At 64.2% G+C, this 13,103-nt stretch carries 16 protein-coding genes and 1 tRNA gene; 6 read left to right on the forward strand and 11 right to left on the reverse strand.

Annotated elements, in window-relative coordinates; genetic code table 11:
- Window positions 1-3: 3 nt before the first annotated feature.
- The 4 genes from ACIPK7_RS26300 to ACIPK7_RS26315 form a co-directional block, all read right to left on the reverse strand.
- Window positions 4-1,170 carry an EAL domain-containing protein gene (locus ACIPK7_RS26300; RefSeq protein ID WP_401091166.1) on the reverse strand — a complete coding sequence of 389 codons (1,167 nt, stop codon included), beginning with the start codon at window positions 1,168-1,170 and terminating at the stop codon, window positions 4-6.
- 82 nt (window positions 1,171-1,252) lie between these two features.
- Window positions 1,253-1,597 carry a hypothetical protein gene (locus tag ACIPK7_RS26305; RefSeq protein WP_192430180.1) on the reverse strand — a complete coding sequence of 115 codons (345 nt, stop codon included), beginning with the start codon at window positions 1,595-1,597 and terminating at the stop codon, window positions 1,253-1,255.
- Window positions 1,594-1,974, reverse strand: coding sequence for a phage holin family protein (locus ACIPK7_RS26310; RefSeq protein WP_192430890.1), 381 nt, complete (start codon window positions 1,972-1,974; stop codon window positions 1,594-1,596). Before ACIPK7_RS26310 ends, ACIPK7_RS26305 begins: the two co-directional genes overlap by 4 nt.
- A 15-nt stretch (window positions 1,975-1,989) precedes the next feature.
- Window positions 1,990-2,307, reverse strand: a complete 318-nt coding sequence (locus ACIPK7_RS26315; protein ID WP_045211754.1) for a YqjD family protein — start codon at window positions 2,305-2,307, stop codon at window positions 1,990-1,992.
- Window positions 2,308-2,711: 404 nt separating this feature from the next.
- On the opposite strand from ACIPK7_RS26315, the gene ACIPK7_RS26320 reads away from it, so the two are divergent.
- Complete coding sequence (locus ACIPK7_RS26320; RefSeq protein ID WP_192430179.1) at window positions 2,712-3,920, forward strand: ammonium transporter; 1,209 nt, start codon at window positions 2,712-2,714, stop codon at window positions 3,918-3,920.
- Window positions 3,921-3,982: 62 nt separating this feature from the next.
- Here ACIPK7_RS26320 and ACIPK7_RS26325 read toward each other — a convergent pair whose 3' ends face one another.
- The 3 genes from ACIPK7_RS26325 to ACIPK7_RS26335 all read right to left on the reverse strand — a co-directional run bounded on the left by ACIPK7_RS26325 (window position 3,983) and on the right by ACIPK7_RS26335 (window position 6,966).
- Window positions 3,983-5,254 carry an OprD family porin gene (locus ACIPK7_RS26325; protein ID WP_081519420.1) on the reverse strand — a complete coding sequence of 424 codons (1,272 nt, stop codon included), beginning with the start codon at window positions 5,252-5,254 and terminating at the stop codon, window positions 3,983-3,985.
- A gap of 177 nt (window positions 5,255-5,431) precedes the next feature.
- On the reverse strand, window positions 5,432-6,298 hold the full coding sequence (locus tag ACIPK7_RS26330) for an MBL fold metallo-hydrolase (RefSeq protein ID WP_401091169.1): 867 nt from the start codon (window positions 6,296-6,298) through the stop codon (window positions 5,432-5,434).
- Window positions 6,299-6,369: 71 nt separating this feature from the next.
- Window positions 6,370-6,966 (reverse strand): glutathione S-transferase family protein, encoded by a 597-nt coding sequence (locus ACIPK7_RS26335; RefSeq protein ID WP_401091171.1) that lies wholly within the window; start codon window positions 6,964-6,966, stop codon window positions 6,370-6,372.
- Between the two features lie 191 nt (window positions 6,967-7,157).
- On the opposite strand from ACIPK7_RS26335, the gene ACIPK7_RS26340 reads away from it, so the two are divergent.
- Genes ACIPK7_RS26340 through ACIPK7_RS26350 form a run of 3 tightly spaced genes read left to right on the forward strand, consistent with a single transcriptional unit; the run spans window position 7,158 to window position 8,910 of the window.
- Entirely contained in the window at window positions 7,158-7,715 is a 558-nt protein-coding gene (locus tag ACIPK7_RS26340) for a TetR/AcrR family transcriptional regulator (protein ID WP_401091173.1), read from the forward strand.
- Between the two features lie 28 nt (window positions 7,716-7,743).
- Window positions 7,744-7,983 carry a glutaredoxin family protein gene (locus ACIPK7_RS26345; protein WP_401091251.1) on the forward strand — a complete coding sequence of 80 codons (240 nt, stop codon included), beginning with the start codon at window positions 7,744-7,746 and terminating at the stop codon, window positions 7,981-7,983.
- A 51-nt stretch (window positions 7,984-8,034) separates the two neighbouring features.
- Window positions 8,035-8,910, forward strand: a complete 876-nt coding sequence (locus tag ACIPK7_RS26350) for an NAD(P)-dependent oxidoreductase (protein WP_401091175.1) — start codon at window positions 8,035-8,037, stop codon at window positions 8,908-8,910.
- Window positions 8,911-9,025: 115 nt separating this feature from the next.
- Here ACIPK7_RS26350 and ACIPK7_RS26355 read toward each other — a convergent pair.
- The 3 genes from ACIPK7_RS26355 to mobA form a co-directional block, all read right to left on the reverse strand.
- Window positions 9,026-9,102, reverse strand: a tRNA-Pro gene (locus ACIPK7_RS26355).
- A 142-nt stretch (window positions 9,103-9,244) separates the two neighbouring features.
- Complete coding sequence (locus tag ACIPK7_RS26360; RefSeq protein WP_081519426.1) at window positions 9,245-9,466, reverse strand: YgdI/YgdR family lipoprotein; 222 nt, start codon at window positions 9,464-9,466, stop codon at window positions 9,245-9,247.
- A gap of 91 nt (window positions 9,467-9,557) precedes the next feature.
- Complete coding sequence (mobA, locus tag ACIPK7_RS26365; protein ID WP_401091177.1) at window positions 9,558-10,145, reverse strand: molybdenum cofactor guanylyltransferase MobA; 588 nt, start codon at window positions 10,143-10,145, stop codon at window positions 9,558-9,560.
- Window positions 10,146-10,215: 70 nt separating this feature from the next.
- Here mobA and moaB point away from each other — a divergent pair, with 70 nt between their 5' ends.
- Both moaB and glp read left to right on the forward strand, forming a co-directional pair.
- Complete coding sequence (gene moaB / locus ACIPK7_RS26370) at window positions 10,216-10,755, forward strand: molybdenum cofactor biosynthesis protein B (RefSeq protein WP_192430172.1); 540 nt, start codon at window positions 10,216-10,218, stop codon at window positions 10,753-10,755.
- Window positions 10,752-11,966, forward strand: a complete 1,215-nt coding sequence (gene glp, locus ACIPK7_RS26375) for a gephyrin-like molybdotransferase Glp (RefSeq protein ID WP_192430171.1) — start codon at window positions 10,752-10,754, stop codon at window positions 11,964-11,966. The genes moaB and glp overlap by 4 nt, the downstream gene beginning before the upstream one ends.
- A 30-nt stretch (window positions 11,967-11,996) precedes the next feature.
- On the opposite strand, the gene ACIPK7_RS26380 is transcribed toward glp, so the two are convergent.
- The gene (locus tag ACIPK7_RS26380) at window positions 11,997-13,025 is read right to left on the reverse strand and encodes an AraC family transcriptional regulator (RefSeq protein WP_192430170.1); all 1,029 of its coding nucleotides are present in this window, start codon (window positions 13,023-13,025) and stop codon (window positions 11,997-11,999) included.
- Between the last annotated feature and the right edge of the window lie 78 nt (window positions 13,026-13,103).

The following is a 13,103-nucleotide window of genomic DNA, read 5'->3' on the forward strand; positions in this document are numbered from 1 at the left end:
GCGCTAGAGGCCTTCGGCGTCGATATCGATGAGCAGAAGGCGTCGTCCCTGGTCGATGAACTGGCCGGCAGTCATGCAGTACTGGTTGGTGGTGGCGTCGCGGTAGGTGTTGGAGAGTGTCAGGCGGCGCTCTTCCCAGCCCTCGGCGAGCAGTTGGTAGAAGTAGGGGCGCCAGGACCAGTTGTGGCCCAGGTAGCGGCGATTCTCCTTCCAGAACAGGCCGTTCCATTCCAGGTTTGGCGACGTCTGGGTGCCGTGGCGGTCGCACTGGTAGATGCGTAGCAGGCGGCTGAAGGAGTCCGGTGCCGGCGGCAGGCTGCTGAGCATGGCGCCGCCTTCGGCCCAAGGGCGCAGCATGTTCATCAGTTCGGAGAGTTGCTGGCGCAGTTGGATGAGGTTGGAGCGCTCCTGCAGCTTTCGATGCACATAGTGGTCGCGGCGCTGGGCAAAGACGTCGCGGAAGGCGTCGCTGGCCGGGAATTCCAGGGCCGGCTTGGCGAACAGGAAACCCTGCACGTAGCGTGCCCCGCACTCCAGGGCGAAGTCCATTTCCTCTTCGGTTTCCACGCCCTCGGCGATGATCCAGCAGCCGGTCTTTTCTGCCATCTGCGCCAGGGCCTTTACCACCTCGCCGCTGGGGCCGCCGCGGGCTGCTTCCTGGAACAGGCGCATGTCGAGCTTGAGGATGTCCGGCTGCAGCGCCAGCACACGGTCCAGTTGTGAGTAGCCGGCACCGAAGTCGTCGATGGCGATGCGCGCGCCGGCATCGCGGTAGCGCGCTACCACTTCTGGCAGGCGCTGGTGAGCGCCGCCCAGTTCTGTGATTTCGAAGACCACGCGCTCCGGCGGCACGCCTTGCTGCTGTAGCTGCTTGAGGCTGGGCAGCGGCTGGTTCGGGCGCAGGCGGCTGATCCAGCGCGGCGAGATGTTAAGGCTGAGGAACCAGTCCTTGGGCGCTTCATGGATGCGGGCGAGGGCAGCGTCGCGGATCTGCCGGTCGAGACGGCGCAGTTCGGCAAGGCCGACTCGCGGGTTGAAGAACAACGGCCCGACCGATTGCAGGTCACCGTTGTCCTGGCGCAGCCGGCCCAGTGCCTCGACACCGGCGATCAGTCCGGTCGCGGTATCGATGAAGGGCTGGAAGCAGGCGATGGGTTGCCCGTCGATCAAGGGACACATCCTTAGTGGCGTGACAGGAAAGCGCTTGCGCGCAGCTCACTGTCACTTAGCAAGAATGTGGCCAGTCTAGACGTCAGAGATGCGCCGAAGGGGCGGGCGGGTCATTGGGCCCAGGCTTGCTGCGCATCTGCAGGAGGATCGGCAGGAGGGCGATACCCACGCGCAGCAGGCGAATCCAGCGGCGTTTGCGGCCCAAGAGCAGCGCAAGTGCCGCGGCACCGCCAGCGCCCCATAACGGGGTGCTGCCACTCAGGCCGCTGCGTAGGTTTTGGCCGAGGCTGCGTGCCTGCTTCAGCGGCTGCAGCAGCAATTCGCTTTCCTGGCGGATCTGCTGTCGCTGCATTTCCAGGCGCAGGCGGACGATAGCCTTGCGCAATTCGGCGCGGGTCAGGTTGCGGGCGTCGGGCATTTCGCTCATGGCAACAGTCGCTCCCGGTCGCGGGCCAGTTCCTCGAGGGTCGCGCTGAACGGCGAGCTCTCGTCATTGACCAGTATGTGCAGGCGCCAGGCACACAACAGGCTGCCGCCCACGTAGAAGAGGCACAGCCCGATGGCCGCCTGCAGGCGGTAGCTGTCCCAGAAGAGGATCAGCACCAGCACCGACAGGGCGACCAGCAGGAGCAGGGCGAAGACCAGCGCGAGGCCGGCCATCAGCAGCATTTGTACCGTGCGGGTCTTCTGTTCCTGCAACTCGATGCCAAGCAGTTCGACGTGGCCGTGCAGCAGGCCAAGGACCGCGGCGCCGAAGCGCCGCGGGGAAGGGGAGTTGGCCGAGGACTTCGGCCCGGCGTCCATTCCGTCGCTCATCGATCAGCGCCGGCTGACCAGCAGGCCGAGGAGGAAGCCGACACCGGCGGCGATGCCCACGGCCTGCCACGGGTGGTCACCGACGTAGTCCTCGGTGGCGTCCACGGCGGCTTTGCCCTGGTCGCGCACGGAATCCTTGGTGGAATAGATGGCGTCGCGGGCGCGCTTGAGGCTCTCGTGGATCTGCGCGCGCATCTGGTCGGCTTCGGCGCCAGCCAGGTCAGCCGAGCTCTGCAAGAGTTTCTCGGTATCGCTGACGAGGGCCTGGAATTCGGCCAGGAGTTCATCCTTGGCGGCGTTCACTGCGGTCTTGCGAGGCATGTGATGCTCCTTGTGCGGGTTGAGGTTCCTAGATTTCGAGCCCCAGTGTCGCTGGAAAGTTTCTCATAAATTCATCATGAGGCCGCTCTCGCGTGCGAGTTGAAGCCTAGCCGCTGAATGCTGCTGCAGTGGTATGCCGCTTGCATTTCTCTGGTGCGCATGGAGAGCCGAGTGCCCCACGGCGGGGCGTTCCCGGTGCATTGAACGGCCGGGAACATGAGCTCAAACCACTGAAAAACATAAGGAAGTACAGGAAATTGCGAAGCTGGTCGGATGGCTCGTGGGTCATTCTGGTTCAGCGCTCGGCTCCTCTGTGGTGCGCCGCTGCTTCAGTGTGGTGCGACACAGGGCTGCCGCGAGCCGTTTTGGTGCTTTCCCCTTGACCTCCGGGGCTGCCTGTAGTGATGGAAAACCTCAATAGTGCCGTAGAGACGCTGGTCCACGGCTCCAACACGCTGTTCCTCCTGATGGGCGCGGTCATGGTGCTGGCCATGCACGCGGGCTTTGCTTTCCTGGAAGTGGGCACGGTGCGCCTGAAGAACCAGGTGAATGCCCTGTCGAAGATCCTCTCGGACTTCGCCATCTCGACCCTGGCTTACTTCTTCATCGGCTACTGGATCGCCTATGGCGTCACGTTCCTGCAGCCGGCGGCGACGCTGGCGCACGAAAACGGCTATGCGCTGGTGAAGTTCTTCTTCCTGCTGACCTTCGCCGCGGCGATTCCCGCGATCATTTCCGGCGGCATCGCCGAGCGCGCGCGGTTCGGTCCGCAGCTGTGTGCCACGGCGTTGATCGTGGCCTTCGTCTATCCGTTCTTCGAGGGGCTGATCTGGAATGGGAACTTCGGCTTCCAGGCCTGGCTAAAGGCCGAGTTCGGCGCAGCCTTCCATGATTTCGCCGGCTCCGTGGTGGTGCATGCCTTTGGCGGCTGGCTGGCGCTGGCGGCGGTGATACTGCTGGGACAGCGCAATGGGCGTTATCGCGAGGGGCGATTGGTCGCTTTTGCGCCGTCGAACATTCCGTTCCTGGCGGCGGGTTCGTGGATTCTCATTGTCGGCTGGTTCGGCTTCAACGTGATGAGCGCGCAGTCGCTGGCGGGCGCGAGTGGGTTGGTGGCGGTGAACTCTTTGCTGGCGATGGTTGGCGGCACCGTCGCGTCGCTGCTGGTTGGTCGCAATGACCCGGGCTTCCTGCACAACGGCCCGCTGGCCGGGCTGGTGGCGGTCTGCGCTGGCTCCGACCTGATGCACCCCATTGGCGCCCTGGCCACCGGCATGGTGGCTGGCGCGCTGTTCGTCTGGGCCTTCACCGCGACCCAGGTACGCTGGAAGATCGACGACGTATTGGGCGTCTGGCCGCTGCATGGCCTCTGCGGTGCCTGGGGCGGCATCGCCTGCGGCATCTTCGGTCAACAGGCGCTGGGCGGCCTGGGCGGAGTCAGTCTGGCCAGCCAGGCGATCGGTACGCTGTTCGGTGTGACGGTGGCTTTCGCCGGCGGCCTGTTGGTGTACGGTTTGGTGAAGGCGGCTGTGGGCATCCGCCTGACGAAGGAAGAGGAGTACTACGGCGCCGACCTGTCGATCCACAAGATCGGAGCGCTCAGCCAGGACTAGAGCAGACGTAAGAGCAAGAAAAAGCCCGGCAGATGCCGGGCTTTTTCGTCATGCCGTGAGGATTACCAGAGCGGCATGGTGTAGCTGACGATCAGACGGTTCTCGTCGTAATCGTTGGTGTAGTTGGTGCGCATGGTCGCGTTACGCCACTTCACGCCGAGGTTCTTCAGCGGGCCGTCCTGGAAGACGTAGGCGATGTCGGTGTCGCGTTCCCATTCCTTGCCTTCGCCGTCGGTGGTGATCAGGTCGATGTTGTCGCCTTTCACATAGCGAGTCATGAAGGTCAGGCCGGGGATGCCGAGGCCGGCGAAGTTGTAGTCGTAGCGCGCCTGCCAGGATTTTTCGTCCTTGTTGGCGAAGTCGCCGATCTGGATGTAGTTCACCAGGTAGGGGTCGGTGCCGTTGATGTAGGCGAAGCCGGTGTCGCCGCTCATCTTCTGGTAGCCGAGGCCGAAGGCGTGGTAGCCCAGGGCATAGGTGAACATGGCGTTGAGCGCCTTGTTGTCGACGTTGCTGCCGCCATCGTCATCGGACTTGGCCCAGCGGATATCGGACTTCAGTGATTGCTTGTCGGCGATCGGTAGCACATGGATCAGGCCCAGGTAGTGCTGCTTGTAGATGTCTTCCAGGCCCCCGTAGTGGTAGCTGGTGCTCAGGCTGTCGGTCCACTTGTAGGTGAGGCCGCCAAACAGGAACTTGTTGGACGTGAGGCTATCGCCGAGCTTGATGTTGCGCTTGCCGCCGCCGGTGATGGTCATGTCCTCGTAGTCAGAGGAGTCGCGCTGGTTGACCTGGTAGAGGCGGCCGCCGTCGACGGTCAGACCGTCGAGTTCAGCGGAGTTCAGGGCGAAACCGCTGAAGGTCTGCGGCAGCAGGCGGGTGTCGTTGAACTGCACTACCGGCATCTTCGGCATCAGGGTGCCACCCTTCAGGGTGGTCTTGGACGCGCGCAGCTTGGCGGTAACGCCCAGGTCGCCGTAGCTGTCTTCGGCGCGCTTGTCGCTCGAGGAACGCTGCAGCAGGCCGGTGCCGCTGCGGTCAGGCGAGGAATCGAGTTTCAGGCCCAGGGTGCCCAGGGCGTCGACGCCGACGCCGATGGTGCCGTCGGTGTAGCCCGACTCATATTTGAGGATGAAACCCTGGGCCCATTCCTCGGCCTTGTTCTGGGCAGGGGCCGGGCTGTCCTGGCGGAAGTCGCGGTTGAAGTAGAAGTTACGCAGTTCGACGGTGGCCTTGCTGTCCTTGATGAAGTCAGCGTGGGCGAGTGTCGGAAGGATAAAGCTGGTACCCAGCGCGGCCAAAGCCACGGCACGGGCGATCGGGGTCTTGCTCATTGTTATTGTCTCCTCGAGCGCTTGGGGCAGTTTGATGATGCCGACTGGATCAGGGTCGGCATGTCAATCTGTTACAGCCTATCTACTAAATCATTACCGAATGTTGACGACTCTTAGACCTTAGTCGCTGATTAGTGAGCTGGCTATTGAAGCGTCGAGTGACGGCTGGCGTGGCTTTCACTGAATCCAGTGGGGGTAGTAGCCGAGTTTGTCCTGCACCAGGGCATCGTGAGCGGGCACCACGGTCAGCTTGGGATAGGCAAGCATCAGTTCGTGGACACGGGCCACTTCGGCCAGGGTCTGCTCGCGGTTGTTATCCACCATGTTGCGGCTCACCCAGAACTTCTCATGCGGCCCGGTGAACCCGGAAAGGCGCCAGGTGGTGTCGCCGCTGAAGAAATAGCGCCGTCCGTCGTCGAGAGTGATGAACAGACCCACCGCGCCGGGTGTGTGGCCGACCATGGGCACCAGCACCAGACTGCCGTCGCCGAACAGGTCGAGGCTGCGGTCGTAGCTCAGGAAGGGGCCCGAATCGAACTGGAAGGGTACCCATTTCACCGGATGGCGAAACTGGCTGGGGAACACCGCCGGCGGCTGGGCGATATGGGCGTAATTGATCTCGTCATAAGTGGCCCAGACCGGGACTTCAGGGAAGTCTGATAGTGCCGAGGCATGGTCCCAGTGGGCGTGGGACAGGATGATCCGATCGATGGAAATGCCGCTGCCCTGCAATTGCTCGCGTGCCGGTTTCAGGCCTTCGTACCGGAATAGCGGCTTGTCCCACCAGGGCATGTCCTGCTTGAACTGCGCGTCCGCCTGGCTGCCCAGCCCGGTGTCGAACAGCAAGGTGGCGGCGTGGTGCTGGACCAGTACGGCGGTGTGGTTCATCGGGACTTTCCGCGTCCAGTCGCCGCCAGCCACGGTGAAGGCATCCAGCGTGGTGATGCCGGAGGTTCGGATCAGCGAGAAGCGCAGGTCGGCGGCCTGGACGTTAAGGCTGGTGAGGGCGAGCAAAGCGACCAGCAGCAGGGTTGGCAGACGCATCGGAGTTTCCTTTTCGTGGAGCGCAGTAAAGCGCCGCCGCATGGACGGCGGCACGGCCAATCAGGAGAGAGTCAGAAAGCGGGTTGAGCGACGTAGCCGGGCAGGGCGCGCACGCGGGCCAGCCAGTCCTGCACATAGGGATAGCCGGAGGGTTCCAGGCCGCCTTCCGTTGCCAGGGTGACGTAGGGGTAGACGGCGATGTCCGCGATGCTCGGCTTGTCCGTCTGCGCCAGCCAGCGGTGGTCGGCCAGCGTTGCGTCCATCAGCTCCAGCGCATGGCGGCCCTTGGCCTGGGCCACGGCCAGATCGCCTGGGCGCTTGAATAGCTGGATCACCCGCGCCATCGCCAGGCCGTGCTGCACCTCGTTGGACGAGAAGCTCATCCAGTTGGCGATGCGGCCCTGGGTGGTGGCGTCCAGCGGGTACCAGTGCGGTTCGGCATATTGCCGAGCCAGGTAGACGAGGATGGCGTGTGAGTCGCCCAGGCGCAGCTCGCCGTCCTCCAGCGCCGGCACCTGGCCGCGCGGGTTGATCGCCAGGAAGGCCGGACGTTTGTGCGCGCCGCCCATCAGGTCCACCGGTAGCAGCTCGGCTTTTCGGCCGATGAGTCCGAGAAACAGGCGAATCTTGTAGCAGTTGCCGGAAAGTGCGACGTCGTGGAGTTTCATGGCGGGAGTCCTTTGCCGTTGTTGTGGGAAGGCTGTTGTGGGGCCGTGGAATAGATATTAGACAGACAGGTCTGTATAGTTCAAGCGAAATGACCATCCACTAATCGGCATCGGCGCTATCGCCTCGGCAGCGTTCCCGCTCCCCAAGGGCGTCGAGCCTCGCGCATAATGTCCGGTCAGGAGGTAATGCCATGGCATCCAGCAAACGCGAGCTGCTGCTCGCCACCGCCCAGGATCTGTTCTACCGCGAGGGCTATCACGCTACCGGTGTCGACCGCATCCTCGCCGAGTCGGGCGTCGCGAAGATGACGCTGTACAAGCACTTCAAGTCCAAGGACGAGCTGATCATGGCGGCGCTGGAAGAGCGCCACGCCCGCATGGTCGAGCGCATGGAAGTGGCCGAGCGCATTCTCGCGCCCCGCGAGGCGATCCTGGCGGTCTTCGACGGCCTGCAGGAAGTGCTGAACGGTCCGGACTTCTGCGGCTGCGCTTTCATCCATGCCGCCGGCGAGTTCCACGACCGAGAACATCCCATCCACCAGCAGGCCGCCGAGCACAAGGCGTTTCTCGGCCGCTTCTTCGCGGCCCAACTGGCGCGATTAGGTGCGACGGAGCCGGAAGCCCTGGCGCGCCAACTGCAGTACCTGCTCGAAGGCGTGCTGGTGATGGCGCACATGCAAGGCCCGGCGCAGCAAGGTCGCGAGGCCCGCGCCGTGGCTGACACGCTGCTCAAGCACGCCGGAGTCTGAACTCATGTCGTCAACCTCGGACCCGTCCATGCCCCCGGAATGCCAGCTTTTCGGCACCCTCGGTTGCCACCTCTGCGAAGTGGCCGAGGCGGTGCTGATGCCCTTCGTCGAACACGGCTTGCTGGTCGAGCTGGTGGATATTGCCGACCACGCCGAATGGGTTGAACAGTACGGCCTGAGTATTCCCGTGCTGCGCCGCTGCGATACCGGCGCCGAGCTCAACTGGCCTTTCGATACCGAACAGGTCGCCAGCTTCCTCAGCCGCTGATTCGTCTTCGGCTTTCCTGCTCATCTGTTAAACGATGCGAGGCGCTTTGCAATGAAGATAGGATTTCTCGGACTGGGCGGCATGGGTGCCGCCATGGCAGCCAACCTGATCAGGGCCGGCCACCAGGTCACCGTGTGGAACCGCTCGCCGGCTGCGGCCGAGCCGTTGGTGGCGCTGGGCGCCATTGCTGCTGCCAACCCCGCGCAGGCCTTCGATGTCGAGCTGGTGATTTCCATGCTGGCCGACGACAACTCCACCCGCGCCGTGTTGCTGGAAAGCGGCGCTCTGGCTTCGGCCAATGCAGGTTTGGTTCACCTGAGCATGGCCACGCTATCCACAGCCTTCGTCGACGAACTGATCCAGCGGCACCGTGAGCAAGGCGTCGAATTCGTCGCCGCTCCGGTATTCGGACGCACCGATGTCGCCGTCGCCGGCAAGCTGAACATCCTGGTCGCCGGCCCCGAGGCCGCCATCGCCAAGGCGCAGCCGGTACTCGACGTACTGGGGCAGAAGACTTGGCCGCTAGGCCACGACCCGCTACGCGCTGTCGCTGTGAAGATCGCCGGCAACTTCATGATCGCCAGCGCCATCGAGGCGATGGGGGAGAGTGCGGCGCTGGTTAAGACCTACGGCGTAGCCGCGGGCGAGTTCATGGAGATCATGGGCAACACCCTGTTCAACGCGCCGGTCTATCGCAACTACGGCGCACAGATCGCCGAGCAGCGCTTCGATCCGGCTGGCTTCCGTCTGGTGCTGGGGCTCAAGGACGTCGGCCTGGCGCTGTCGGCCGGGCATGAACAGCGGGTTCCGCTGCCGCTCGCCAGCCTCCTGCGCGATAACCTGCTCGAAGCCATCGCCCACGGTGATGGCGAATTGGACTGGAGCGCCCTTTCACAGGTGGCGCTGCGCAAGTCCGGGCAGCTCTGAGCCGCCCATGAAAAAGCCCGTCCTGCTGGACGGGCTTTTTTGTGCCTGCGAGTTCTTCGTTTGAGGAAGAATCGCAGGCAATAAAAAACCCGCCGTTAGGCGGGTTTTCGGGATTTGGTCGGAGCGACTGGATTCGAACCAGCGACCTTCTCGTCCCGAACGAGACGCGCTACCAAGCTGCGCTACGCTCCGTTTGTTGGCGCGCATTCTACCGAAAAACTTTTGATGCACAAGGGGTTAGCGAAAAATTTTTGAAAATTATTTCGCCCCCGTGAAAACGCGAACGCCCCGCAGACCGATCAAGGCCTGTGGGGCGTTTTCACTACCGGGAGAATCAGAGGTCCTTGACAGTCCGTACCTGATCCTTGTTCACACGGGCAGTTTTGCCATCCAGCTGTTCGAACTCATAGAAGCCGGATTCTTCGTCGTACTTGGGTTTGTCGACCGACTGAATCTCGCGTCCATCGTTCAGGGTGATGACGGACGGTGTGGAGCAACCAGCGAGCACGCTAAAGCCCAGGGCGAGCAGGAAGGCGGGAAGCATCCGTTTGTTCATGGGTGAATCTCCTGATGAGCGAACAAAAAAGTACGAAAAGTCTGACCGGGGGCTTTGCAGCATAGTTCCCGGAAAATTTTCGACTCTGTCGCTATCGGACGCGATAGAGCAGCTCCGGTGTGTTCAGGTTGGCCAGGCGGGGGTCGTCGGCCGGGCAATCCACCGCCTCCAGGCCCAGGTTCGAGAACACATGGCGCGGGCTGCGGTCGCCCTGATCCCAGGCTTCTTCTATCGGCGTGCGCAGCGCCACCGGGATGATGCAGAACAGTGGCTCCCACTGAGTGCCGCGGCGCAGCATGTGCACGATGTCCGGCGCTGTGGCGGATGCGCGCAACAGGCGCTCCAGCAAGTCGGCATCCAGGCGTGGCGTGTCGCAGGGCAATACCAGTAGGTGGGTATGGCGCGCAGCGGTCAAGCCTGAACGGATGCCGGCCAGTGGACCGGGGAAGTCCGCACTGTCGTCCTGCACAAGGCGGTCGGCGAAGCCGGCGTAGATGTCCGCGTTGCGGTTGCAGGAAATGATCAGATCGTCGCTGAAGGGCCGGGCGAGGGCGGCGGCGTAGCTCACCAGCGGGCGGCCCTGCCACTCCAGCAGGCCCTTGTCCTGGCCGCCCATGCGCTGGCCGCGTCCTCCGGCGAGGATCAGGACGGAACAGGGAGGCAGCGGGGCTTTGGGCATGTCAGGGTCTCCGGGGCGGGCCTGTGATATAACACCGCGCATTCCAACCTCACAAGCAAGGGCCCTCATCATGAGCCACAAGGCCGAGCAGCCATTCGTCCCGCTGAACATTGCCGTCCTCACCGTCAGCGACACCCGCACCCTGGAAACTGACACCTCCGGCCAACTGTTCGTCGACCGCCTGAAGGCCGCTGGCCACAATTTGGCCGCCCGCGTCCTGCTCAAGGACGACCTCTATCGCATCCGTGCCCAGGTCGCGAGCTGGATCGCCGAAGACGAAGTGCAGGTCGTGCTGGTGACCGGCGGCACCGGCTTCACTGGCCGCGACAGCACCCCGGAGGCCGTGACCTGCCTGCTGGACAAGGTGGTGGACGGTTTCGGCGAGCTGTTCCGGCAGATTTCCGTGGCGGACATCGGTACCTCCACCGTTCAGTCCCGCGCGTTGGCCGGCCTCTCCAACGGCACCCTCGTCTGCTGCCTGCCGGGCTCCACCAACGCCTGCCGCACCGCTTGGGACGGCATCCTCGGTGAGCAGTTGGACGCCAGCCACCGCCCCTGCAACTTCGTGCCGCACCTGAAGAAGGCGGCGCCCTGCGAGAGCCGCGGATGAGCTGCTGCGACAAGCCTGGATTACTGCCGGTCGAGGATGCCCTGGCGCGCCTGCTGAGCCTGGCGGAGCAGTCCCCGATCCTCGATACCGAAACCCTGCCGCTGAGCGAGGCGGACGGCCGCGTGCTCGCCGGGCCGCTGCTCGCCGGGCTGGACCTGCCACCGTGGCCGAACAGCGCCATGGACGGTTACGCGCTGCGCCAAGCCGATTGGCGGGGCGAGCCGCTGGCGATCAGCCAGAAGATTTTCGCCGGACAGGCGGGGGAACCTCTGCTGCCGGGGACCTGCGTGCGCATCTTCACCGGCGCACCGGTGCCTGAGGGCGCCGATTGCGTCGAAATGCAGGAGAACGTCGAGGTGCTGGAAGACGGCCGCGTGCGTTTCCTCGAAGCGCTCAATATAGGTCAGCACGTACGCCCGCAAGGCCAGGAAATCCGCAAGGGCGACTGCGTACTGCCGGCCGGCACACGTCTGGGCCCGATCGAGATCGCGCTGGCCGCATCCCTCGGTCACCCTGAGCTGACTGTGCGCCGCCGTCCGCGCGTGGCGTTGCTGTCCACCGGCGACGAGCTGGTCGAGCCGGGCAAGCCGCTGGCGCTCGGGCAGATCTACAACAGCAACCGCCACCTGCTGCGTATCTGGCTGCAGCGCTTCGGTTGTGAGGTCGTGGACGCGGGAATCCTTCCGGACGACCTGGAGCGCACTCGTGCTGCCCTGTCCTGCCTGTCGCATGTGGACCTGATCCTTTCCACCGGCGGCGTCTCCGTCGGCGAGGCGGACTTCCTTGGCGCGGCCCTGCGTGAAGCGGGCGAGCTGGCACTGTGGAAACTGGCGATCAAGCCGGGCAAGCCGCTGACCGTTGGCCACTACCAGCAGGTGCCGGTGATCGGCCTGCCGGGCAATCCCGCCTCCACCCTGGTGACCTTCGCGCTGTTGGCGCGGCCCTACCTGATGCGTCGCCTCGGCATGCAGAAGGTCGAGCCGTTGCGCCTGCAGGTGCCCGCTGGCTTCAACTGGACCAAGCCGGGCAACCGCCGCGAGTACCTGCGCGCGCGCCTGGAGAATGGCCGTGCGGTGCCTTACGCCAACCAGAGCTCCGGTGTGCTGCGCAGCGCGGCCTGGGCCGAGGGGCTGGCGGAAGTGCGCGAGGGGACGACGCTGGTCGAAGGCGATTGGCTGGCCTTCATTCCGTTCAGCGAACTGCTGGACTGAGCGCCAGGAACGCAATGAAAAACGCCGGTCTCAGACCGGCGTTTTTTTATGCTGCTGGCGATACTCGCCGGGCGTCTGGTCGGTCCAGCCCTTGAAGCTGCGGTGGAACGAGCGCGACTCGGTGAAGCCCAGGTACTGGGCGATGTCCTGGATCGGCAGGTCGCTGTGCACCAAATAGTGCTCGGCCAGTTCCTGGCGCAGTTCGTCGAGGATCAGCTGGTAGCTGGTGCCGGCCTGCTGCAGGTGACGCTGCAAGGTGCGCACGGTCATCTCGAAGCGCTCGGCGACGCGCTCCTTGCGTGGCAGGCCGTCCTTGAGCAGCAGGCGCAGGGCGTTCTTCACTCGTAGGGGGAGCGGCTCGTCGTCGTCCAATTCGGCCATCAGCGCCAGTGCGTGTTCTTCCAGGGTTCGCAGCAGGTTGGCGTCGGCCTGGCGCAGCGGGTAGCTGAGCAATTGCAGGGGCACCAGCAGGGCGCTGAAGGGTTGTTCGAAACGCACCGGGCAGCCGAACAGCGCTTCGTACTCGGCGACGTCGGTGCCTTCGGGCCGCGCGTGCTCGAACCAGACTTCCTGCGGCGAGCCATTGGTGTCGGCGATCCAGCGCGCATAGAGCAGCCAGGACGCCAGTACGTTCTCCACCATGTGCCGGCGGATCTGCGCGGCCTCGTGGCGGCAGTTCCAGATCAGCTTGATGTGGCCTTCGCCCGGCTCCAGGCGGCTGACGCCCATGTCGCCGACCAGTTTCTCGTAGGGAATGATGCGGCCCATGGCTTCGCCCAGGTTGGCGCAGTTCATGGTGATGTAGCCCAGCACGCTCCACGAGCCCGGCTGCACGAAGCGTGCGGAGTGCAGGCCGAACAGCGCATCGCCTGAGTGCGCGCACAGGTGTTGCAGCAAGCGCTCGTGGGCCTCGCTGGGCAGGCGCTGGCTGTTGTCGCTCAGTTGCGAGCGCTCCAGTCCCGCAGCCTGAAGGGCAACGTCCAGGTCCATGCCGAGGGACTCGGCGTGGCGCAGGTATTTCAGCAGTGCGGGGACGGATGTATAGCCGAGGGAATGCATGGCGTGAGTTCTTGTTTTTCGGTGTCTCGATCGGCAACTGCGCCTGTCTTGATCCGACAGTGACAGGGCAGGGCGGCT

The sequence above is a fragment of the Pseudomonas sp. NPDC086581 genome, from assembly GCF_044746165.1.
GTDB lineage: Bacteria > Pseudomonadota > Gammaproteobacteria > Pseudomonadales > Pseudomonadaceae > Pseudomonas.

Bases quoted from the DNA above. Each gene is read 5' to 3' on its own strand.
- ACIPK7_RS26305 (WP_192430180.1), bottom strand. From the start codon at position 1,597: ATGAGCGAAATGCCCGACGCCCGCAACCTGACCCGCGCCGAATTGCGC.
- moaB (WP_192430172.1), top strand. From the start codon at position 10,216: ATGAGCCACAAGGCCGAGCAGCCATTCGTCCCGCTGAACATTGCCGTC.
- ACIPK7_RS26340 (WP_401091173.1), top strand. From the start codon at position 7,158: ATGGCATCCAGCAAACGCGAGCTGCTGCTCGCCACCGCCCAGGATCTG.
- ACIPK7_RS26360 (WP_081519426.1), bottom strand. From the start codon at position 9,466: ATGAACAAACGGATGCTTCCCGCCTTCCTGCTCGCCCTGGGCTTTAGC.
- ACIPK7_RS26315 (WP_045211754.1), bottom strand. From the start codon at position 2,307: ATGCCTCGCAAGACCGCAGTGAACGCCGCCAAGGATGAACTCCTGGCC.
- ACIPK7_RS26325 (WP_081519420.1), bottom strand. From the start codon at position 5,254: ATGAGCAAGACCCCGATCGCCCGTGCCGTGGCTTTGGCCGCGCTGGGT.
- ACIPK7_RS26380 (WP_192430170.1), bottom strand. From the start codon at position 13,025: ATGCATTCCCTCGGCTATACATCCGTCCCCGCACTGCTGAAATACCTG.
- mobA (WP_401091177.1), bottom strand. From the start codon at position 10,145: ATGCCCAAAGCCCCGCTGCCTCCCTGTTCCGTCCTGATCCTCGCCGGA.
- ACIPK7_RS26335 (WP_401091171.1), bottom strand. From the start codon at position 6,966: ATGAAACTCCACGACGTCGCACTTTCCGGCAACTGCTACAAGATTCGC.
- ACIPK7_RS26330 (WP_401091169.1), bottom strand. From the start codon at position 6,298: ATGCGTCTGCCAACCCTGCTGCTGGTCGCTTTGCTCGCCCTCACCAGC.
- ACIPK7_RS26350 (WP_401091175.1), top strand. From the start codon at position 8,035: ATGAAGATAGGATTTCTCGGACTGGGCGGCATGGGTGCCGCCATGGCA.
- glp (WP_192430171.1), top strand. From the start codon at position 10,752: ATGAGCTGCTGCGACAAGCCTGGATTACTGCCGGTCGAGGATGCCCTG.
- ACIPK7_RS26310 (WP_192430890.1), bottom strand. From the start codon at position 1,974: ATGGACGCCGGGCCGAAGTCCTCGGCCAACTCCCCTTCCCCGCGGCGC.
- ACIPK7_RS26320 (WP_192430179.1), top strand. From the start codon at position 2,712: ATGGAAAACCTCAATAGTGCCGTAGAGACGCTGGTCCACGGCTCCAAC.
- ACIPK7_RS26345 (WP_401091251.1), top strand. From the start codon at position 7,744: ATGCCCCCGGAATGCCAGCTTTTCGGCACCCTCGGTTGCCACCTCTGC.